The organism is Metabacillus schmidteae (genome assembly GCF_903166545.1).
Taxonomy (GTDB): Bacteria; Bacillota; Bacilli; order Bacillales; family Bacillaceae; genus Metabacillus; species Metabacillus schmidteae.
In genome coordinates this window covers 1,733,295-1,754,848 of record NZ_CAESCH010000001.1, presented here as the reverse complement: position 1 = coordinate 1,754,848, position 21,554 = coordinate 1,733,295, and the positions used below count along the sequence as shown (strand labels likewise).

The following is a 21,554-nucleotide window of genomic DNA, read 5'->3' as shown; positions in this document are numbered from 1 at the left end:
CTACCAACCTGTGATATATAAGGTTGGTAGATTCTTTTTCGTTGTTAACGTATAAAATAATTCTTGGCTAGTTCAACACAACACGAAAACCACAATTACTTGTAGAACTATCAGGAGTATTAGAACTTCTTGCAGCTACGCGGTATCTATTGCAGTAAGATATGTGACAAAGAAATGACCCGCCACGCATGGATCGTTTCCCGGTTGGTTTTGTATACCTCGGATCCCTATTATTTGTCTGAGTATGATACTTTGGTGTAAACCAATCACTGCACCATTCCCACACATTACCTGACACATTGTATAATCCATAACCATTTGGCTCATAAGTGTCCACTGGTGCTGTACCAATATATCCGTCATCAGCACTGTTTACATTTGGGAATGTCCCTTGCCAAATATTACATCGATGCTCCCCCTCCGGTTCTAGCACATCTCCCCAGGGATAAGTTTTTTGAATTAGCCCACCACGAGCAGCATACTCCCACTCTGCTTCTGTTGGTAGCCTCGTACCTGACCACTTGCAATAAGCGTTGGCATCATTCCATGAAACATGTGTTACAGGATGGTTCATTCTATCATTTATAGAAGAATCGGGCCCTTCTGGTTTATTCCAATAAGCACCTTCTACAGGTAGCCACCAAGGTAATCCTTGTGGAAATTGGCGAACTTGATCTTTTGTTTTTTTGGATGCTAATAAGTGAAAAACAAACGACCATCCAAATACCTCTGCCTCTGTTTTGTAGCCTGTTGCATCAACAAATGCTTTAAAATCTTGATTTGTAACAGTATACGGAGAAATGTAAAATTCATTTATTTTAACATTGCGGATAGGACCTTCACCATCAGCTGGAAAACTCTCTTTTGTATCAGTTCCCATCAGAAACTCTCCACCTTTTATATGAACAAAGTGTGATGTATCGATTCCATTTTGTTTTATTTTAGGAGTTTTACTTTCTACCTGTTCTTCACTTGTGCTTCGACTTACACTACAACAAGATTTTTGCACCTTTTCCACTACTATTCCTCCTTTCTAATTCGAAAAAACAAATTAATAATGATCTCTAGTCATTTTTTATATTTTTCATAAATAAATTATACCTTAGTCTAGTAAAATACTAAACTAAGGTATAATAATCCTTTTTTTATTTAAAATAAGTTACTCATCATCTTTCTAGTAAACGCAATTCTGGCTTCATCAATTTCTTCAGGAAACTCACTAGGATGTTTTTGTTTCAACTCATTAAATTGATGTTCTCTTCCAGTTTGAACAAGTCTTTCTCCATAGTTTTTAAGGTATCCCTTCGCATGGTATGGCCCGCCTTCCTTCATCACAGTCCATAGAGGATCAACGTCATCACCCGATTTGAGCATCATTTCATCATGCCATTCATGTAAGTAGTATGTTCCTTCCATACAAATATTTTTGTTTTGTTCTGCAACATTGTTTTCTTCTCTTGGATCCTCTTTAAGATTAAATAGCATTTCTTTATCAAATAAATGATATCCATCATGGTATGTTCTCATATATAACCAATCGCCGAAACGTACACTACGTTGTGCAACGTGGGCACATTGAGACACAACTAGGTAGTCGCGTCCACAATCTTTTCCTTCTGTTAATACAGAGGCATAACTTTTTCCATCCCAATCTGGTGAAGCCGGTAGCTCAAGCATTTCTGCAAGTGTAACAGGTAAATCTAAGTGGTAATGCAATCCATCATCAACAATACCTTGTTGCATACCAGGCCAAGAAATAATCATTGGAATGCGGCATGTTCCGTCATCAGCTGTACCATGCTCTCCATAAATTCCTAATTGACCCATATTCTCACCATGATCAGCAGAGATAATGATAATCGTGTCTTCCAGAATCCCCTTTTCTTGTAACAAGGCAAAGAGTCTGCCGACATGATCATCAAGGTATCGAATACCACAGTCATAACCATCAATCATCGCTCTTAAATCGTCCATGTTTTTGATTTCACCAGGACTTCTTGGGAATTTCTCACTTTCTACATTCGTATACGTATTTCCGTTATGATCAATAACTAATTCGTGTACTGTATGTGGGCCCACAGCTTCCTTGTGCTTTTCTAATGTTTCTTCATTTGCCCATTCTGGTAGCGGCTCTTCAGCAAAAGGATTACCAAAACTCTCAGGTGCACGATATGGTGTATGTGCATCCCAGTAATTTACGTAAAGTAACCAGTCATCTTTTTCTGCATTTCTATCTAACCAATCTGTTACAACAGGTGAAACTTGTTCAGCTGATTCCATTCCAAACTTACCAGTATTAATAATTTCGTTAAAACCGGCATAAAAATTATATGTTGCATGTCTCTGAGGGAATGGACTAATTAAAGTTGTATTTAATCCTGCTCCTAATTGTAAGAAAGAAGGAAGAGATCCCCCAACTGATAATCGACCAAAAAGGTTACGATTAACTCCTTCAAGTTTCATATCACCAGCTGTTCCCCCATGGCCTACTAAACCATTACGAATCCCAAATTGACCTGACATCAATGCAGTTCTAGATGGAGCACACGGTGCATCTGAAGTATAGTAATTATTAAAACGAACGCCTTTTTCTGCAATTTTATCAATATTTGGTGATGTATTACGGTGATAACCGTAGCATCCTAGATGACGTGGGCTTACTGAATCTAAATCTAAAAATAAAATTCTCATAATTTCTTTTCTCCTCTTTCTTTATTCTAGTTGCATGTGAGTTATTATATTTTCTCTAGATAATTAAGCATCTTTTGCAAGGTCATTATTTGAGTTATTCCTTTTTCTTAAATCTTCTATTATTTGTCCATGAATTTTATCCAGTTTATAGAACTGCAGTAATATAAGAACTAATGCAAAACTGATGACCGGAAACCATATAAAGCTAAATTCAATCGCTTTCAAAGTTTCAGTGGATTGTTGAGTTAAAGCCGGGTCATAATTATACATTGCTAATAACCAAGCTCCAGCAGCTCCTCCTATCCCCATTCCAAACTTAGCTGCAAAGGTAGAACCTGAGTATAAAAGTCCTGTAGCACGAACACCTGATTTCCACTCACCATAATCAATCGTGTCAGCAATTAGAGAGAATAATAGACTCGGAACGAACCCTAAACCTAACCCGCCAAGCCCTACACCAATTAACAATAATGGTATGGATTGTGTAATTGAACTGAAGTAAATGATTAGAGATCCTACAATTGCAACGACAATCCCAAACTGCATGGTTTTCTTACCGCCAAGTCTCTTAGTAACAAACGGAATTAACAGTAAGGATACAATCGTTAAATAATTTAAAGCCATGACAACAGGTACAATATCTTCTCTTCCAAAGTTATATTTAAGGAAATAAACGGTTGTTTGGTTACGAATTATAAACACGAAGAAGAAAGCAAGTTTTGCAGTAAAAATAATTAACCACGGTATATTAAACGCTTTCATTCCATCTTTTAAAGGTATACTCTTTTTACTACTATTATAGTATTCTCTTTCTTTCGTGTTTTTGAAAGCATTGATAAACATAGGAATTGATATAATACCGAATACTGTCATTGTTAACGCGAAACCTTTAGCATCATTACCATTTCCAAGGTAAGCAACTAAAGGTAACGTGGCAACCGAAACTATAAAACCACCAATTTGCCCGAAAATCATACGAATAGAAGTTACTTCATGACGCTCTTGTGGATTATTTGACATGCTTGGTAGCATGGCTGATAACGGAATGTTAATAAATGTATAAATAAGGCCTAATAAGATGTAACTAGAATATGCAAATAAGATCTTTCCTTGAGTATCTAGGTCTGGAGTTAAAAACGTTAAGACACCTACTGCTGCAAACGGGAGAGCCAACCATAGAAAATAAGGTCTACATTTTCCCCACTTCGTACTTGTTCGATCTATTACATATCCTGCAAGTAAATCTGTTCCAGCGTCGAGAAACCTGACGATCAAGAATAAAGTACCAACAACACCTGCACCTATACCATAAACATCTGTATAAAAATAAAGTAAATAAGTTGAGACCATCACAAAAATTAAATTTGAAGCTGTATCTGCTAAACCATAACTTATTCTTTCTTTCCATGAAACTTGATCTACTTTATACATAAGTAACCCTCCCATATTTGTGTTAAATTTGAATCAAAGTCAAATGCTTGATTACTTTTATAGTACAAAATATTGATTCTAATTCTCTGCCACCACCTTTACACTAGTTAAGTCTGTAAACTGTACTTCAAATGGTCTAACTTACGATTTTCCTAAAGCGCCTTAAACCATTACAAAATCATTGTGTTTTGAGAAAACATCACAATAACTGTAAACGCTTAATCTCCTTGTTGGTAATAAGTATACGAGAAATGTCGATTTAGAGTCCATGTACGATTTATCGATTTCATGTATGATTTTTTACAACCTTTTATTTTTCTATATTTCTAATAATGGAGATCATGTATAGTAAATTTATAGAAAATCATTTGGGTTGGAGGGATTCATATCATTAACATAATGGGAGTTTTCTTTGATAATTTAATTCCAAATTGGCATACACAAAAAGAAAAAATTGATTACAATGTTTTTATTTTAGTAGTAAAAGGAAAAGTCAACTATTCAATAAATGGAGAACAGATTATTGCTGAAAAAGGAGATCTCGTTTTTATTCCCTCTGGAACCTTACGTGGAGCAAAGAATCATGAATCTGGTGAGCATCAAAAATACACTGTTGCGTTTACAATGGATGAAAATGTAAACTCTTCAAATCCATTTCCTATTAATAAAAAATTTCATAAAATTAAAACAAGGAACCCCGAATATGTAAAGCATCGTTTTGAGAGATTATTCGTCGATAGTAGAGGTGATAGAAAATTCCGATCCTATATATGTGTCGGAATACTTCAGGAATTACTTGGAATGTTTGCACGAGAACTAGATAACCCTACAGTTACACCAAGCAAGGTAAAATACACGTCTATCGTTGAGAACTACTTATTAGAAAATTATCGTAAAAACATTGAAATTGAACAGCTGGCAAAGTTGATTAACCGATCACCAAGTTACACTATATCAATCTTTAAGGAACTAATGGGTCAATCTCCCATTAGATATATCCATCAATTAAGAATTATTGAAGCATGTAATCTCTTATTAAATACCGATATGACAATCGTAGCTATTTCTGATTATCTCGGATACTATGATCCTTCCTATTTTTCTCGCATGTTCAAAAAATTAACTGCTATGTCTCCTAAAGAATTTGCTATGTATGGACATCAGGTTGAGGTTGCTGCTTTATTTTCATAAAAGGATTCAAGGAAAAAAATAAAGAGGCTGGGACATAACTAGCTTCAAATAGTGAGAAAGGTGAATTTGAGGATACTCAAATTCACCTTTCTCTATTTATGAGGAAAATTCTTCTATTACCTTAGTTGTTGGCAGTGAATTTTCTTAAATTCACTGCCATTAACGCGAGTCCCATTTCGTTTTCAACCTTCGGTTTTCCTCGTACCGAAAATCGAGTGAAACGCAAATTGGCCTTCAAGAATCCAAAAACTGGTTCCACATCGATTTTACGTTTTCGATAGATGGCACTCGTTTCTTCTTCTGAAAGCTTCACTCTTACATATTCTTTTTGCTGTTCCCATTTTTCATTCACCATTATTTTTCGATTGTTACCTTCTTTTGCTTTTGTACATGATGAACGGAATGGGCATCCTGTACAGTCCTCAGATTCATAGATTTTATAATTCCGTTTGAAGCCTGTACGGTTATTACGGACAGAATGATATTGAAATTCAAGGCGTTTCTGATTAGGGCATGTATATGTATCTGTTTCCTCATCATACTGCCAGTTGTCGGGATTAAATTTGTTTTGTTTGTGCTTTTTCTTTTGTTCTTTCAAATACATATTATACGTAATAAGTGCTTCTCGTTTTCTGTTCAAAAGGATATCATTATAGTTTTGTTCACTACCATAACCTGCATCTGCGACAAGGTGTTTTGGCAACTCGAAATAATGCTGCTCAATCTCATCTAGAAATGGAATTAACGTATGCGTATCTGTTGGGTTAGAAAATAAACTATAGGCAAGCGAGTATTGACCTTCCGTGGCGATTTGTACATTATAACCTGCCTTCAATTGTCCATTTTTCATATAATCGTCTTTCATTCGCATAAATGTTGCTTCTGGATCTGTTTTAGAATAGCTATTCCGCGCACCAAGGATTTCAAGGTCTTGTTGGTATTTCTTTTTTCTCATGACAAAATCAATCAACTGTTTACGGATTTGTTTTGGGTATTTACGATCATTTCTTAAAGCTTTTCGTTCTGTAACGTCTGACGATGCTTCAATTTGTTTATCATATGCGGTTACGACATCGTCCACTTTTTGAACAACTTCAGTGAGCTCTTCTAATGATAACTGTTCATCGCTTTCACGTTCAATTTCAGGTATGATTTCGTTCTCAAGTAGCTCATGGTGTAGCTGGTTTGACTTTTCAATTAAACTTTGATGATATTTCTCAACCGATTTCTTCCAGACAAACGTAAATTTATTCGCATTCGCTTCAATCTTTGTACCATCGATAAAAATCGCTTCTTGATCGATAAGTTTTTCTTCAATTAATTGACAACGGAATTGGACGAAACACTGGCGAATTAATTCTTTCACTTCTGGTTGAACACGGAATCGGTTGATTGTACGGTAGCTGGGTTCATATCCTTGAGCTAACCACATCATACGGATACTGTCTTTTAATAGGGATTCAATTTTACGTCCTGAAAAAACAGATTGTGAGTAGGCGCATAAGATAATTTTTAGCATCATGCGTGGATGATAGGCAGGGCAACCCTCATTTCGAAGAAATGGTTCGAACGCTTCATGAGGAATACTTTCAACTAAATGATGGACATGGAAGGCGATATCATTTTTTTGTAATTTTACTTCTAAATCTAAAGGCAGAACTAATTGATTCATGGTATAATTTCTAAACATAAGGACCCTTCTTTCGGATGAAATTTTGTGTGGTAACTTTATTTTATCAGAAGTGGTCCTTATTTTTATTCAAAAAAATCAAAGCCGGTGAAATTTTACTCGTCGTAAAATTTCACCGGCTTTTTCATTTCAGAGTGGGTTTTGTCCCAGCCTCTTTAACTATCTTATTTATTTCTTATTCATACCAATAAGGTTCTCTATTAAAACCTAACATCCGGTTGATGACGAACTACATCTGATGTTTCTACATAAAAAGTTAAAAGCCTCTCTTTTAATGCAGATATAATATCAGTATACTTTTGCTCATTGATCCGGTTTTCTACTTCATTTGGATCTTCTTTTAGATCATAGAACTCATCCTGTTCATATAATCGTTTAACATACTTATAGTCCTTTGTTCGTACCATGATTGCTTTCGTGTGTTCCGGTCCTTCACTACGCTGCATTTTCAACCTTGGATAGTAAAGAGCTCCAGGTTGTTGTTGATCAGTGGCTTCTAGTTCCATACAATGGGTTTCTCCGTGTAATCTTCCACCTTGACAGAATACTGCATCTCGATGTTCATTTACTTCACCAGCTATTAAAGGAATGAGTGATTGTCCAAAATGAGTGTGCTCTGGTTGAATCCCTACCAGATCTTCTACTGTTGCTGGAAAATCTATTAATTCAACTAGTGCATCTCTTACACCTGGTTCTACCTTATGAGATGAAGGTAATTTTACGATAAATGGTACCCCACTTAAACTATCCTCAAATGTGTTTTGATTTTTTTCTACTATATTAAAATCCCCTGTATAGTCACCATGATCCGAAAAGAAAAATATGGCTGTGTCATCATATATACCTGCTTCTTTTAAAGCATCCATAATCATCCCAAACTGATGATCTACTCTTGCACACATGCCGTAGTACGTTGCTCTTAGTTCATCCCATTTTTCTTCAGGCCAGGATTCCATATTTTGAATGTCAGCTATACCCTTTAACATACAAGGTTTCCCTTCAAAATTTTCAGGTGGCTTCACTCTTTCAGGAAGTTTGTTACGATCAATCATACTAAACCATGGTTCTTCCACAACATAAGGTGGATGCGGATACATTAGTGGCAGGTAAATACACAATGGTTTATCTTCTGGAGCATTTTTAATCCGATCAATCGCTCCGTGTATATACCCCCAATCATAATCTGCAAAACCTTGTAAGCCATGACCTTCCTCAAGTTTCCCTCCATAAAATGAATAATAATCAGGAGAATCCGGTTCTCCACGCCAATTATCATTTAACGTAGCAGAAGTCAGTTTCATCGTTTGATCAGGTACAAATTTTTCGTCACAGTATTCCGAAAAGTCTGCATTTTGTGGGATTAAGTCATTTTTTCCTCCCCACCAAACATGGTAACCGTTTTGTTTGAGTGTGCGCAATAGAACAGGATCTTCCGTCTGCATCATATGGAAAATTGTTCTGTTCCCTTTTACATGCGGATACCATCCGCTCATAAACGAACAGCGACTTGGTGTGCAGACAGGGTTCTGGCAGTAAGCGTTCGCAAAAGATACGCCCTCCTTTTCTACTAAGGCATCAAGATTCGGAGTAACAGCTGCTTGATTTCCTAAATGTCCCATGACATCGCTTCTCCATTGATCTGGGTTGAAAATAATGATATGTGGTTGCTTTTGAGTCATAATAAACCTAAACCTCCAAAAAATTAAATTTTTCGTGCTTTAATTTCTGCTACAATGCTCGCATACTTATCGCTGTCTAAATTGTGAAAGATCATAGCAATAATACCGATGACTGATGCAATGACAGGTACGATCGTGACTGAGAATAAAATACCATGAAGTGCTTCAGGAGTCTGGGTAGCGTTTGCAATATAACCTGTTGAAGCTAAGATAATTCCCGATAATGCACCACCAATCGCCATTCCTACCTTTTGAGTAAAGATAAAAGCAGAATAAATTAACCCTTCAGCTCTGAGTCCTGTTTTCCATTCCCCATATTCAACCGTATCAGGAACCATTGCCCATAATAACGGCCTAGATAGTCCCATACCTACAGCGGCGATCCCACCAAATAAGAAGATTGAAAGATTGCTTGAATGATAGAAATATAGACCTAACATCCCTAAAGAAGTGATGATTTGACTTACTATCGCTAAGTTCCTTTTTCCCATCCACTTAACAAATAATGGACTAATGATTACAAACATTGATGTGATCGCAAGTGTTACTAGTGAATAAATCGCAAACATGCCAACATTTCCATAGTTATACTTAAAGAAAAATAGCATTGCTCCATTTTGAATCGTAAATGAAATGGTATTTGTGACAATAAAAATCAAGATAATCAATAAAGGAAAATTTGATCCAATCACCTTTGCTTTTGCTGCAAATGTATACTTTTCTTTATTGGCAGAATTCTTTACCTGTTCATTTCTCTCAATGCCTTTTGTTCCAAAAAATGTGATGATCAACGTAATAATCGTTACAATTCCAAAAATTCCGGATACGACTAAAAAACCAGTACTTTCTGATGAAAAGGACTTAACAAATGGTAAAGTAGCACTTGTTGCGATGAGTGTAGCAACGGTTCCAAAAACAACTTTAATAGATGATAGAGTGGATCTTTCTTGATAATCCTGTGTAATAACAGTCATCATAGAGCTGTATGGAATATTAACAACTGTATACATTAACCCAAAAAATATATATGTTGCATAAGCGTAAACAAGCATACCTGTGTCACTAAAATTTGGTACTGTAAAACATAATACACCTGAAATAGCCAAAGGGACTGCTCCAAATAATATATATGGTCTGAATTTACCCCACCTGCTGTTTGTCACATCTACAATGATTCCTGCAGTAACATCCGTAATCCCATCAATTAATCTTGTAATTAAAAATAATGTTCCTGCCGCTGCTGCTGATATCCCAAATACATCTGTGTAGAAATAAAGTAAGTATGATGAAATCACCATAAAGAAAAGATTTAAACCAAAGTTACCAATAGCATATTGAATTGACATTTTTAATCCTGCTTTTTGTGGCTTAAGATTCATTGATTGGTCTTGGACTGTTGCGTGTTGCATGCTCATCTTTGTACCCCCTTAAGGTAAGAAAATTTACGAAAACTCTTATGCCCTAAAATCTTTAAGCGTTTTCATTAAATGAAGTTTAAATCTTTTCTTTCCTTTCGTTTGGTACTTTTTTATTATTTTTGGTGTTTTTTATTATAATTTCATAATATCCTAATTTAGTAACAAAAAGACCCTTCTAAACAGGATTAGAAAAGGTCATTTGATACGAAATTAAATTAAATTTCCTCTATCTTTATATTGTTTGGGGGTGAGGCCTGTTACCTTTCGAAATACCTTAGTGAAATAACTTTGATCATTAAAGTTTAACAAAACACTAATATTTAAAAACGATGTGTCCGTCAATATTATTAATTTCTTAGCTTCTTCAATCTTTTCCTGTTGGATATAATTTTTTAACGTTTGTCCAACCTCCTTTTTAAATTGTGAAGATAAATGGACTGGACTTACCCCAACAAAATCTGCTATCTGTGTAATGCTAATATTGTCATATAAATGCTTGTAAATATATCGAAAAGATTGATTGATCATTTCTGAATACTTTGCTTGATTGCTCTTCTGAACACGTTCTGCCAAGTCAAAGAATGATTCGTCCCGTACGTTATTTACACTATTCACATCTATCGCATCTTCAATATTCTGTATATAGACATCACTTAACGTTCTTGCAAAATCCCATTCCAACCCGCCTTCTATTGCTGCTCTGGTAGCCAAGGTTATTCCACAAATCGCCAAATTCTTTTGACTTCTTACATAACTTTTTTTTGCTAATATCCCTGCTTCTCCTAATTTTCTCTTACCTAGGATGCTCACCAAATCTTCCTTTCGCCCTTCTCTAATACATTGAAGCATTTCTATTTCGTAGAACTCAGGAGGATGAAAGGATTGCTCTTCCCGACGTCTAGAGACCTCCAATTCGGGAGGATTTTTCGGTATTTCGATATTCAGTTCTTGTTGTTGATATTTCACTTCGTTCGAATTCAAACGTTCGTTATACAGTAGAAAAAATAACATTTTACTTATCAAAAGTAGCTGTTCCTTATGAATCACCGGGAGGCTTTCATAATAAAAAATGAGCTCTTGTTTTCCTGTTATTTTTGAATAGTCATGTAATAGTCCGTCAATTACCTCCTCAGGTAGCTTACGAGATATTGAAGGGCCAATAATAAACTTTCCTATTTCTTCTCCATCTGTTTCCATCGACATCATAATAAAATTTTCAAGAAATTGGTTTCCTGCTAAAAAAGGGATATTAGAATTTTTACATTTTTGATTTATTAATTCTGTAAAATACTCAGTTGAATATAAGGGATTTATTGATGATACACTTGTAAAGGTATATAAAACCTTATCCTTTGAATCTATAAATTTGATTGGAACCTTAAACGATTCAAATAAAAGTTTGGCTATATATTCTATGTCATATGGTTTTGGAGCTCGCATTTCATATACCTCACTTCTTAAATTCATGACAACATTTTCATCAATTTTCAAGAGAACGTCAAGCATGGAAACTCTTCAGGAAACGTTGTACCATTCAGTCCCCAAATACAAATCGAAAATCTAAACGTGTAACTTCCCTTAGCTCTTTAACTGCAAAATCTAATTGATAAAACTCTTCCCTTTCTCCAAGGTGGTTAAGAAATTCGTTCCTTTGAATGGTCAAATCTAATTTATCCCGATCAAAAAGTATCTTCATCTTTTCAGTACCCTCCAACACCACACCATCAGATTCTTCTGTAACCTTCATAACTGGTGTAATAAAACGCTCAACAATTGATGTTGGTCTTTCTGTGAAAGAATATGTATCAGACAAAATCATTTCAGGAATATTCTTCTTTTTCCATATAAACTTCCTAGATAATCTTTCTAGGTTTCCAACTTCATATGCTCCGGCAAGATCCATTTCAAGTACATCATCTTCTTGACTTGTGACAAAATGAATAGCAGAAGCATGACATGATGCACCCTCTGACTGAAATTGATGATTTATGATTGGTACAGAATGTCCTTGTGAACCATTACATAAAAATGTATACCGCTCTTGATTAAAATATCCCTCACAATACATTCCACTTCCTAAGTCCTTTAAAAATGTTTCCCCTTTAGCTTGCAGTATAAAATGTCCAACATCATTATGATTATGCGGCTCATCATTATGACCACCTTTGCTGGCAAAAACGTACTCATTATGTCTTGAAATGAACCACTGTGAATCTTTCAGGTAGTATGTCGCATTTCCCCAAGGTTTTCCTGATTTATTTTCATCAAACCAAATTAAATTTCTAAATGCTGGTGCCCACCTGCTGCAATGATCATCAGTATATGCTGCACGAAGCTCTGTTTCAGGGACTTCAAGCTTCGGAAAAACGTCCTTTAAATAATGACTTAAGCCTAAAAAGACAGATCCTTTTTCTGTCGAATCAGAGAAATTTACAACCTGATTTTTATAAATAAAACATTTCTGTTGGAAGGTAGCTATTTGATGGACCTTTTCTATTTGAAACAAATCGATTTCTCCGCATGTATTTATCTTTAGTAAGTCGGAGAAATACACATAAAAACCAAAGCCATATTGCCAGTATCCATATCCCTCCATGCATGCTCCATCTTCATTAAATCCTATTAAGTAATAAGACATAGCTTGAAGAACTCTATCAAGTATAGAAGACAACATGTGATGATCATTTACAACATACAGAGCAGCAGCTCCAATTGAACCTGCACAAACTGCTGCCCAGTTATGGGTCGATTTCTCCCATTCGAATGATTGATGTTGAAATGGTTCTAGGACTCTTCGGTACACTTCCTGCTTCACTCTCTTTTGAATAAGCGGATCTAGAACATGGTCCAATATATGGCTTATTTCACTAAGTGCGAATGCAGTCTCAGCAGCAAAAAGATCAATGCTATATCGCGGATTTTTTATAGTTTGAAGAAAAGTATCCTTAAGTTCACCGTCCATCTCAGGACTGTTTTTCAAATGTGCAGGTAAACACCAGGTGTACTCATTACATATAGACCAAATTGTCTCTTGTAATTCCCTCAAATAAACGGATTCGGTTGGTTCTAATAAAGTCATGAGGGCAAACGTATTTAGGCGCCTTCTTTTGGCAAAGTAGCTTTTTTCATATTCAAGTCTCGAGCCTGTTTCTCTGAAGATCGTAAATTCTTGAAAGGTTAGTTCCTTCATTGGGTTTTGGAGCAACCTTTCTGCTTCTTCTCTAATTTCTGTTAATATTGAATTGTATGATGTTTTTTCTTTTATACATTCAAACCAATGTGTTTGTTCTTTCTTTGATGAGAAAAACAGAGTTGAGGATTTACTTTCTGATAATGACTTCATAACCTTATTACGTTCAATGAACAAAGGATATTCACCTCTCAATTAGGTTTATTATTTTTACCTTATGAAAAAATAAAGAAACCTCATTCAAAAACCCTTCCTATGCAACATCTTCTCTAGTTTCAAGAGGTTTTTAAATTAACGGATTCCCCATAAGTTAGCATGTCAAAAGACTTCTATTTAACATGCTATTGTAACTTACTTGCAGGAGAAATAGATTCCCACTTTTTAAACGCTTACAAAAAAGGGCAATGTAATAGTTTTTACTTCTTCTCTCCCTATTCAGCATTTTTTACTATAACTTTCACGATAAACCTAGTAATTTTAGAGAGTTTGCGAGTATGTTCATCATTTCAATATTTATTAAGCCTTCTTTTGTATGTGCAGGTGTCAAGCATACTACACGCCCACCACCATAGGCATGCGTCCAACCTGCAATAGTGTTTCCTTTAGGTGAAACTGCTCTTAGAAATACGTTTGTGTTGGCTTCATCACAAGTAACAAAATAATGTTCATCAAGTAGCACAAAATGGTCTTTTACGATCGCAGGTTCACCTGTTGGTTGATAACTGACAAGCTCGTGCTCACTGGGGTGAAAATCAAATTTGCCTCGAACCATTTCATAATACTTTCCTAGAGATTCATATGATGACAATCCCGAGTGCCATACAAACCAACCGCCACCTTGTTGTACATATTGACAAACTTTCTCCTCAAGTTTGTCATCCATCCAGAATTCAACATTTTCATCTATAGGGTTTAGCTTATTCGCTTTGTATAGGACAACAACATCTGGCTGTTCCAGTAATTTTACTTCTAATTGTTCTGCCTTAATATACTCTACTTCTACCTCTTGGAACATTTTTATTGTTTTATTAAGTGAAAGTGAGATGTTCTCTTTCTGATGATAATAGTCACCTATAAGTGCAAACACTTTCTTCATTTTGACCTCCTTAATCTTTACCGAAAGAAGATAAGAAAACCTGGACTAATACTTTTCAACCCAGGTTTTAAGCAATACTATGAACTGCACAAGGTTATTTCGGTTCTTTCGACAATTATAAAGGGTATCTCCGTAAATTCTATTAAACTTTCAATAAAAAAAGCCAACGTCTATCTTTCCAACTCATAGGCAATCTCTTCAATACTTTTGTCAGTAAACCCTGAGATGGATTGCCTTGTTTCTAGACTAATTTTTCTCCACCAAACCAAAGCAACACATCTAGCATATGTTACTTAAAACAAATCTATTAATAAAAAACACTGATCATCACTTTCATGGTAAGCAAATTCTGTACTATCCATAGACTGAATAATTTTTTCTTTTAAATTCGATAAAGGAATATCTTTATTGTCTAAGAGCAAAGGTTTTAAATGATTAAACCCAAAGGGATCTGTTACACCATCCGTATAAAGTAGTATTCTACTTCCTCTTTGATATGGGATTGATGTTGTTTTAAATTCTATACCCTCAAAAGTTCCAATGGGAGGAAATGATGAATGAATCTCTTGAATTCCTGTAGAGTCTTGTAAAAATGCAGGAGGATGCCCCCCATTTATAAAGTCTATCTTTTGTGCAGCTGTATCAATTAATAGGTAAATAAATGTACAATAATACATTGACTGTTCACTATTTTGAAATAAATTGTGAAGATATTGATCCAACTCTTTCACAACAGTTTGAGGATTTCCATCTACTGAAATTAATCGCTGAAACAATGACTGAAGAGACATTGTAATCATTGCTGAAGAAATACCATGTCCCATTACATCTAGAATAATTATTCCATAGCGGTATTTGTCAATCTGATAAATACCGTATATGTCTCCGGATAGTTCATTAGAAGCTTTATAATGAGATTCTATATGTATATATTCATTTAATATTCGATCTGTTAATGCTGTTTTTTGTATTTTTCTAGCAAGCTCTAATTCTCTTTTTGTTTCAATTTTAAACGTTTGATTTTCCTCGTATAATTTCAGTAGTTCCTTTTGTTTTTCTTCCAATGACTTTAACGCAGTTTGCAGGTCAGAGACCGCTTTCTGTTTATCCAATAAAGCCGTTTCTAATTCCTTTTTTGTATCAAGTAGAACATTTTCATATTCATTTCGTTTTTTTATCGGAATAAATATACAATCTATAACATTTCGTCCATCACGTACTCTTTTATGAGCATTTACCAGCACAGGAATTTCTGTTCCATTGTTTGCTTCTAGAGAAATATACAATTCATCCACTCTTTTTCCAATTTGAACAAGTGGCACAAAATATAGTTGATAAAATATTCGTGCTGATTTAGGTAAAATTGTATGTACATGCTGATCTATTACCTGATCGGAAGAATAACCGAGTAACTCGCATAGAGTTTGATTAACTGATAGAATTACGCTATCTTCGGATAATGATAGAAATCCACTTGGTGCGTAGTTCAACTGTTCATCCATTCTTGTCTCCTTAATGTTTATTATTATCAGTTATAGAACTCTTTAAGGTATTGTTGAATAACGTGTATCGTTTCTTCAGGGTGACTCATATGTGGACAATGACCAACCGCTTTTAACTTTATAAATGTACTATTTGATAATTGATCGTTAAGATATTCTCCAACCTCAGTTGGTGCAATAATATCGTTTGAACATTGCATAATGAAGGTAGGAACAGTTACCTTAGATAGATCCCCACGATTATCAGAGAAAAATGTGGCTTCAGCAAATTGGCGGGCAATGACTGGATCTGTTGAGCAAAAACGATCTTCAAGAGCCTTTGATAAAGAAAGGCTATCAGGATCATTAACAAGTGTAGAAGCAAACATATTTGCCCAACCAACATAGTTTTTTTCCATCATTTCAAGTAACCCCGACAAATCTTCTTTTTCAAAGCCCCCATAATATGAAGGAGGATCGTTAAGATAACATGGAGATGGACCTATCATTATAAGGTTAGAAAAATAATTGGGCTTTTTTATTGATGCTAACATTCCAATCATACTGCTAACTGAGTGACCAACAAAAATCGCATTTTCCAAATCTAAGGTTGAGCAAACCTCTAACACATCTTGCACGTATCCTGATAATGTACGATATCTATCTCGGTCATATGATTCCAAAGCTGTTTTGCCCATACCTACATAATCAAATAAAATCACTCGATACTTGTCTATAAAGGCATCTTTAACTTCTTTCCAAACAGTCTGATCGCAACCAAAGCCAGGTGCAAAAATGATTGTTTTTTCCCCTATTCCTTCAATTTTCACATTGTTACGAAGCATGATATTTTTCATAAGGTTCCTCCCTAAAATGATACCTTATATTATCTTAACATTCTTTTCTATCATCGGTTTCTTTATTATTTGAAAAATTTTTATATTTAAGTATAGCTATATAAAAAAACCTAAGACCTTTACTATAAAGGGCTTAGGTTAAACTTTTATCTCATAGAAAGTACTTCCCTCTCATACTTCTTTACATCTTCCAACCAATTCTCCTTTACTGGAACACCATTTTGCTCACAATAGTAATCCCAAATTGCACCAAATGGATATGTTTTAAATTCTTCCATTAATGCTAGTCTTTCCGTGAAGTTTCCTTCTTCTTGAAGCTGTTTTAAGTGGTTGTTCGGTACAAGCATTGCATAAAGTAGAGATTTAATCATATTACGTGTTCCGATTGTCCATGCTGCTACACGATTAATACTTGCATCAAAGAAATCTAGACCGATCATAACTTTGTCTAATGCGTCGTTACGAACGATTTCAAGAGCGATTTCTTTTAACTCGTCATCAAGTGTGACAACATGATCACTGTCCCAGCGTACTGGTCTTGATACGTGTAATGCTAGTTTATCACTGTATAAAAGCATAGAAGAAATTTTGTTTGATACCATTTCTGTTGGGTGATAATGTCCTGTATCCAATAAGCAAAGTTTGTTATTTTTTAATGCATAACCCATGTAAAATTCGTGGGAGCCCACAACATATGCTTCTGAACCAATTCCGAATAATTTGCTTTCAACAGCATCGATATTATATTGTTCATCTATTTCTACTTCAAAGATTTTGTCTAAAGACTCTTTTAAACGTACTCTTGGTGTTAAGCGGTCACTTGGTACATCTTTGTAACCATCCGGAATCCAGACATTTGTTAAAGCTGGTGTTCCTAACTCTTTTCCGAAGTATTCAGCAATTTTACGGCTTGCGATACAGTGATTAATCCAGAATTCACGGATTTTCGGGTCTGGATGTGATAGCGTTAGGCCATCTTCAGACTTTTCATGTGAAAATAATGTTGGGTTAAAATCAAGTCCCAATCCATGTTCTTTTGCCCAATTCACCCAGTTTTCAAAATGTTTTGGTTCTAATTGGTCACGCTCTACAACTTCTCCATTTGTTTCAGCATAGATTGCGTGAAGGTTAACGCGGTGTTTACCCGGAATTAACGATAGAGCTTTTTCTAAGTCACTTCTTAATTCTTCCGGAGTTCTTGCTTTACCCGGGTAATTACCTGTTACATCAATACCTCCTGATAACTCTCCTTTGTTCACTTCAAATCCGCCAATATCATCACCTTGCCAGCAATGGATTGAGATTGGTACTTGTTTTAATTGCTCAAGTACTTCCTCTACATTAATACCCCACTTTTCATATTCCTTTTTGGCTAATTCATAGCTTTCTTTTACTGACATTTTTATCATCCTCTCACGTATTGTTGTTTATATGTTTTTACTTCAAAAGAGTCTTTAATTGTTGCTCTTGCATCTTGAATTGTCGTAATTTCACCTAAAGCCATAAATTGTGCCACAATATTTCCGATAGCTGTAGCTTCGATTGGCCCTGCACAAACCTCTTTATTCGTCACATTTGCAATCATTTGGTTCAGCATTTCATTTTGACAACCGCCGCCAATGACATTAATTCTTGGGAAGCTTTTCTCAAAAATTTCCTCAATTTCATTAATTGCTTGTTTATAGCTTTCTGCTAAACTATCATACACACATTTTGCCATTTGCCCTGGAGTTTGCGGAATTGGCTGATTTGTTTCCTGACAATACTTTTGAATTTCTGCCAGCATATTTTCCGGCTTTAAGAAGCGGTCATCGTCTACATTTACTATTGAATTAAATTCTTGTTCTTTTTCTGCTAACTGGACTAACTCCCCAAACGAGTATTCATCATGATAGTTGCGCTTTACTTCTTGAATCATCCAAAGCCCCATAATATTTTTCAGAAAACGGTAGCGATAATCAATCCCACCTTCATTTGTGAAGTTGTATTTAAGCGCTTGCGGGACACAAATTGGGAAACGGTTTTCAACACCGATTAATGACCATGTACCAGAGCTAATGTAAATTGTGTCATCAACCTCAGGTACTGAGATTACTGCTGAGCCCGTATCATGTGTTGCCGGCAATACCACTTTCATATCAAAACCAAACTCTTCGACAAGCTCCTTAGAAAGTGTTCCCAACACCGTTTTAGGTGGTAATATTTCATGGAACATCTCTTTGTTAATCCCCAGCTTCTCAAGAAGCTCATGATCCCACTTTTTTGTAAAGGCATTAACAAGCTGAGTGGATGTTGCATTTGTGTATTCGTTAGCCTTTTTTCCTGTTAATAAAAAATTAAAATACTCAGGAATCATTAGAAATGACTTAGCTTTTTGTAATACTTCCGGTGATTTTTGCTTTAACGCAAACAATTGATAAATGGTATTGAATTTTTGAAATTGAATTCCTGTTTCAAAGTATAATTTTTCCTTTGGAATGAGCTTAAAGACCTCTTCCATCATTCCATCTGTTCTTGGATCTCTATATGCGATCGCATCTGTTAAGAGGTTGTCATTCTCATCAAGTAAGACATAATCTACCGCCCACGTATCTATACCAATACTATCCGGCTTGATACCGAGTTCATTACACTTTTTTATACCCAATTTGATTTCCTGAAATAATGCCTTAATATCCCAACAGAAATGTTCATTTCTTTCCACAATCTTATTTTCAAAACGATGAATTTCATCTAAATTTAATTTTCCATTAGCTAAATGTCCAAGTATCAATCTTCCACTTGAAGCACCAATATCTACAGCTAAACTATATTTACTCATTTCTGCACCTCACTTCCGGAAACGCTTTCTTTCATTTTATTTTAAAGTATTTTCACAAGCATTCCTATATCTTTATTCATTCATTTTTATGTCCTTATTTGCCAATACTAATAGAAAATAAAAAAGTCATATCTCTTACCTTTTACAGTAGAGATATGACTAATTTTTTAATAATTGTTCTCGAAACTTCTTTGGTGTATAACCGAATTTGCTTTTAAAAACTCGATAAAAATAACTGATATTTTCATATCCTACCTCTTCTACGATGGAAGAAATAGATAATGAAGTATTCTCTAACAATTCCTTTGCAATGGTTAATCTTTTTTCTTGAACAAGTTCTTTAAACGTATAGGTTGTTGCTTTTTTTATTTCTTTACTTAAGGTGTAATGAGGTTGTTTCAGCTTTTCTGCCAATTCATATAAAGAGGCATGTCGAAAATGTTCTTCAATATATTTTAATGATTCTACAATAATATATTGCTTATTCGTATCCTTGTTGTATCTCACCTTATCAGAATGCTTAATGAGCTCTATCATTAGCAGGCCCATATATAATTTAATCGTTGATTCTGATAACACGGTGGGATTCATAATTTCCACGATAATTTTTCTAATAAGCTCCTGGACACTTTCAATTTCTGATACAGCAAAATATAAATATTGCCCTTGTTGTGTTTGGTCGAATAGGCTGCTAATTAAAAAGTTTGAAATTAAATTTTCTGTTGTTAAGTAAGAAAAAATAAACGAAAAGAATTCCGGTTTAATAATAAAATTAATAATTATATCCTCTTCATTACATGCCTCAAGTTCATGTTCAATATGTTGATTAAGAAATAATAGATCTCCCTTTTTCAGTTTCAACCTCTCATTTCCAACCGTTTGGGTAAGAGAACCATTAAATACATAATTCACTTCTATATAGTTGTGTTTATGCTTTGGAAAGTGCACAAATCTAGTATGTTTTCGTACCATGATCATTGTGTTCTGATTCAGAAATCGTTCTCCTTCAACAATGAAATTTTCCTGACTAGTATAGAGGTCCTTTTGAACTTCCTGTTTTTGCTGAAGCATTATTTTTTCTTCATCATTTAGTTGTAAAAGCTCGTGTAAAAGATTTGCACTCATCTTGATCCCTCTTTTTTTCTAGCAAAAAACGGAATAGTCTGAGCTACCCCGTTTTATACATTTATACAGCAATAAGGATAAGTTCGTGATAAAAAAACTTACTTTATCTCGACTGTTTTTACCCGGACGCCTTTTTCCTCTAAAGCTCTGCAATATGATTCTTCAATATGATCATCTGTAATGACATAACCAATTTGTTGTATATCCGTAATTTGGGCAAACGTTCTTACACCAAACTTTGTGGAATCTGCCATAAGGATTGTTTGGTCTGCGATTGACATCATTTGTCGCTTTAATAACGCCTGCCATTCGTTTGAATCACTTAAACCTGCATCAATATGTACCCCTTTACATGAAAGAAATGCTTTATTCACATGGTACATATTGAGTGACCTTTCGGCTAATGGACCGACATAAGAAAGTGAGTTAGGCTGAAGCATGCCTCCAGTTGAAATGACACGAACTTGTTCTTTTTTGCTGAGCTCGACTGCAACTTTAATGGAATTGGTTAGTACTGTTAATGGTACATCCGGCATTTCTTTAGCCATATACCATGCTGTTGTACTGGCATCAAGAACAATTTGATCACCTGGCTCTATCAGCTTTACTGCCTCGATAGCAATCGATCTTTTTTCTGAAGCATTTGTAATTTCTCTTTCTGCATAGGAAACTTCCGTTTGTTCATCCTGTATACTGACAGCTCCGCCATGACTGCGGCGTAACAGATTTTCTTTTTCTAATCTTTCTAAGTCACGTCGTATTGTTTCTTCGGTTACTTTAAAAATCTTGCTTAACTCCGTTACCCGGACACTTAGTTTTTCATTGACAACTTCAACAATTTTTTTATGTCTTTCCGCTACAAGCATTAAAAATACCTCCCAGTA

Annotated in this window: 16 protein-coding genes; 1 reads left to right on the top strand and 15 read right to left on the bottom strand. The window is 35.1% G+C overall.

Going from position 1 to position 21,554, the window contains the following annotated elements; all coding sequences use genetic code 11:
• Positions 1–67: 67 nt before the first annotated feature.
• The 3 genes from HWV59_RS08350 to HWV59_RS08340 form a co-directional block, all read right to left on the bottom strand.
• Entirely contained in the window at positions 68–1,018 is a 951-nt protein-coding gene (locus HWV59_RS08350) for a formylglycine-generating enzyme family protein (RefSeq protein ID WP_175638592.1), read from the bottom strand.
• Positions 1,019–1,149: 131 nt separating this feature from the next.
• The gene (locus HWV59_RS08345; RefSeq protein WP_175638591.1) at positions 1,150–2,691 is read right to left on the bottom strand and encodes a sulfatase family protein; all 1,542 of its coding nucleotides are present in this window, start codon (positions 2,689–2,691) and stop codon (positions 1,150–1,152) included.
• A gap of 63 nt (positions 2,692–2,754) precedes the next feature.
• Positions 2,755–4,122, bottom strand: a complete 1,368-nt coding sequence (locus HWV59_RS08340) for an MFS transporter (protein WP_175638590.1) — start codon at positions 4,120–4,122, stop codon at positions 2,755–2,757.
• 399 nt (positions 4,123–4,521) lie between these two features.
• Here HWV59_RS08340 and HWV59_RS08335 point away from each other — a divergent pair, with 399 nt between their 5' ends.
• Positions 4,522–5,313: a helix-turn-helix domain-containing protein gene (locus HWV59_RS08335; RefSeq protein ID WP_235991693.1), complete on the top strand. Its 792-nt coding sequence runs from the start codon at positions 4,522–4,524 to the stop codon at positions 5,311–5,313.
• A gap of 121 nt (positions 5,314–5,434) precedes the next feature.
• Here the strand turns inward: HWV59_RS08335 and HWV59_RS08330 are convergent, their stop codons facing one another.
• The 12 genes from HWV59_RS08330 to HWV59_RS08275 form a co-directional block, all read right to left on the bottom strand.
• Positions 5,435–7,003, bottom strand: a complete 1,569-nt coding sequence (locus HWV59_RS08330) for an IS1182 family transposase (protein ID WP_175638589.1) — start codon at positions 7,001–7,003, stop codon at positions 5,435–5,437.
• A gap of 200 nt (positions 7,004–7,203) precedes the next feature.
• Positions 7,204–8,682, bottom strand: coding sequence for a sulfatase-like hydrolase/transferase (locus HWV59_RS08325; protein ID WP_175638588.1), 1,479 nt, complete (start codon positions 8,680–8,682; stop codon positions 7,204–7,206).
• A 23-nt stretch (positions 8,683–8,705) separates the two neighbouring features.
• On the bottom strand, positions 8,706–10,097 hold the full coding sequence (locus HWV59_RS08320; protein ID WP_175638587.1) for an MFS transporter: 1,392 nt from the start codon (positions 10,095–10,097) through the stop codon (positions 8,706–8,708).
• A 213-nt stretch (positions 10,098–10,310) separates the two neighbouring features.
• On the bottom strand, positions 10,311–11,606 hold the full coding sequence (locus HWV59_RS08315) for an AraC family transcriptional regulator (RefSeq protein ID WP_175638586.1): 1,296 nt from the start codon (positions 11,604–11,606) through the stop codon (positions 10,311–10,313).
• Between the two features lie 28 nt (positions 11,607–11,634).
• Positions 11,635–13,467: a heparinase II/III family protein gene (locus tag HWV59_RS08310; RefSeq protein WP_175638585.1), complete on the bottom strand. Its 1,833-nt coding sequence runs from the start codon at positions 13,465–13,467 to the stop codon at positions 11,635–11,637.
• Positions 13,468–13,747: 280 nt separating this feature from the next.
• Positions 13,748–14,386, bottom strand: a complete 639-nt coding sequence (locus HWV59_RS08305) for a ThuA domain-containing protein (RefSeq protein WP_102230161.1) — start codon at positions 14,384–14,386, stop codon at positions 13,748–13,750.
• A 293-nt stretch (positions 14,387–14,679) separates the two neighbouring features.
• Positions 14,680–15,888 carry a SpoIIE family protein phosphatase gene (locus HWV59_RS08300; protein ID WP_102230160.1) on the bottom strand — a complete coding sequence of 403 codons (1,209 nt, stop codon included), beginning with the start codon at positions 15,886–15,888 and terminating at the stop codon, positions 14,680–14,682.
• Between the two features lie 26 nt (positions 15,889–15,914).
• Positions 15,915–16,724: an alpha/beta fold hydrolase gene (locus HWV59_RS08295; protein WP_175638584.1), complete on the bottom strand. Its 810-nt coding sequence runs from the start codon at positions 16,722–16,724 to the stop codon at positions 15,915–15,917.
• A gap of 146 nt (positions 16,725–16,870) precedes the next feature.
• On the bottom strand, positions 16,871–18,124 hold the full coding sequence (gene rhaA / locus HWV59_RS08290; RefSeq protein ID WP_175638583.1) for an L-rhamnose isomerase: 1,254 nt from the start codon (positions 18,122–18,124) through the stop codon (positions 16,871–16,873).
• A gap of 5 nt (positions 18,125–18,129) precedes the next feature.
• Positions 18,130–19,545 carry a rhamnulokinase gene (gene rhaB / locus HWV59_RS08285; protein WP_102230157.1) on the bottom strand — a complete coding sequence of 472 codons (1,416 nt, stop codon included), beginning with the start codon at positions 19,543–19,545 and terminating at the stop codon, positions 18,130–18,132.
• Positions 19,546–19,704: 159 nt separating this feature from the next.
• Complete coding sequence (locus tag HWV59_RS08280) at positions 19,705–20,670, bottom strand: AraC family transcriptional regulator (RefSeq protein WP_102230156.1); 966 nt, start codon at positions 20,668–20,670, stop codon at positions 19,705–19,707.
• Between the two features lie 98 nt (positions 20,671–20,768).
• The gene (locus HWV59_RS08275; protein ID WP_102230155.1) at positions 20,769–21,536 is read right to left on the bottom strand and encodes a DeoR/GlpR family DNA-binding transcription regulator; all 768 of its coding nucleotides are present in this window, start codon (positions 21,534–21,536) and stop codon (positions 20,769–20,771) included.
• Positions 21,537–21,554 lie beyond the last annotated feature (18 nt).

What these genes read in the sequence shown, in the direction of transcription:
- HWV59_RS08345 (WP_175638591.1), bottom strand. Translation starts at nt 2,691, where the DNA reads ATGAGAATTTTATTTTTAGATTTAGATTCAGTAAGCCCACGTCATCTA.
- HWV59_RS08340 (WP_175638590.1), bottom strand. Translation starts at nt 4,122, where the DNA reads ATGTATAAAGTAGATCAAGTTTCATGGAAAGAAAGAATAAGTTATGGT.
- HWV59_RS08335 (WP_235991693.1), top strand. Translation starts at nt 4,522, where the DNA reads ATGGGAGTTTTCTTTGATAATTTAATTCCAAATTGGCATACACAAAAA.
- HWV59_RS08330 (WP_175638589.1), bottom strand. Translation starts at nt 7,003, where the DNA reads ATGTTTAGAAATTATACCATGAATCAATTAGTTCTGCCTTTAGATTTA.
- HWV59_RS08325 (WP_175638588.1), bottom strand. Translation starts at nt 8,682, where the DNA reads ATGACTCAAAAGCAACCACATATCATTATTTTCAACCCAGATCAATGG.
- HWV59_RS08320 (WP_175638587.1), bottom strand. Translation starts at nt 10,097, where the DNA reads ATGAGCATGCAACACGCAACAGTCCAAGACCAATCAATGAATCTTAAG.
- HWV59_RS08315 (WP_175638586.1), bottom strand. Translation starts at nt 11,606, where the DNA reads ATGCTTGACGTTCTCTTGAAAATTGATGAAAATGTTGTCATGAATTTA.
- HWV59_RS08305 (WP_102230161.1), bottom strand. Translation starts at nt 14,386, where the DNA reads ATGAAGAAAGTGTTTGCACTTATAGGTGACTATTATCATCAGAAAGAG.
- HWV59_RS08300 (WP_102230160.1), bottom strand. Translation starts at nt 15,888, where the DNA reads ATGGATGAACAGTTGAACTACGCACCAAGTGGATTTCTATCATTATCC.
- HWV59_RS08295 (WP_175638584.1), bottom strand. Translation starts at nt 16,724, where the DNA reads ATGAAAAATATCATGCTTCGTAACAATGTGAAAATTGAAGGAATAGGG.
- rhaA (WP_175638583.1), bottom strand. Translation starts at nt 18,124, where the DNA reads ATGTCAGTAAAAGAAAGCTATGAATTAGCCAAAAAGGAATATGAAAAG.
- rhaB (WP_102230157.1), bottom strand. Translation starts at nt 19,545, where the DNA reads ATGAGTAAATATAGTTTAGCTGTAGATATTGGTGCTTCAAGTGGAAGA.
- HWV59_RS08280 (WP_102230156.1), bottom strand. Translation starts at nt 20,670, where the DNA reads ATGAGTGCAAATCTTTTACACGAGCTTTTACAACTAAATGATGAAGAA.
- HWV59_RS08275 (WP_102230155.1), bottom strand. Translation starts at nt 21,536, where the DNA reads ATGCTTGTAGCGGAAAGACATAAAAAAATTGTTGAAGTTGTCAATGAA.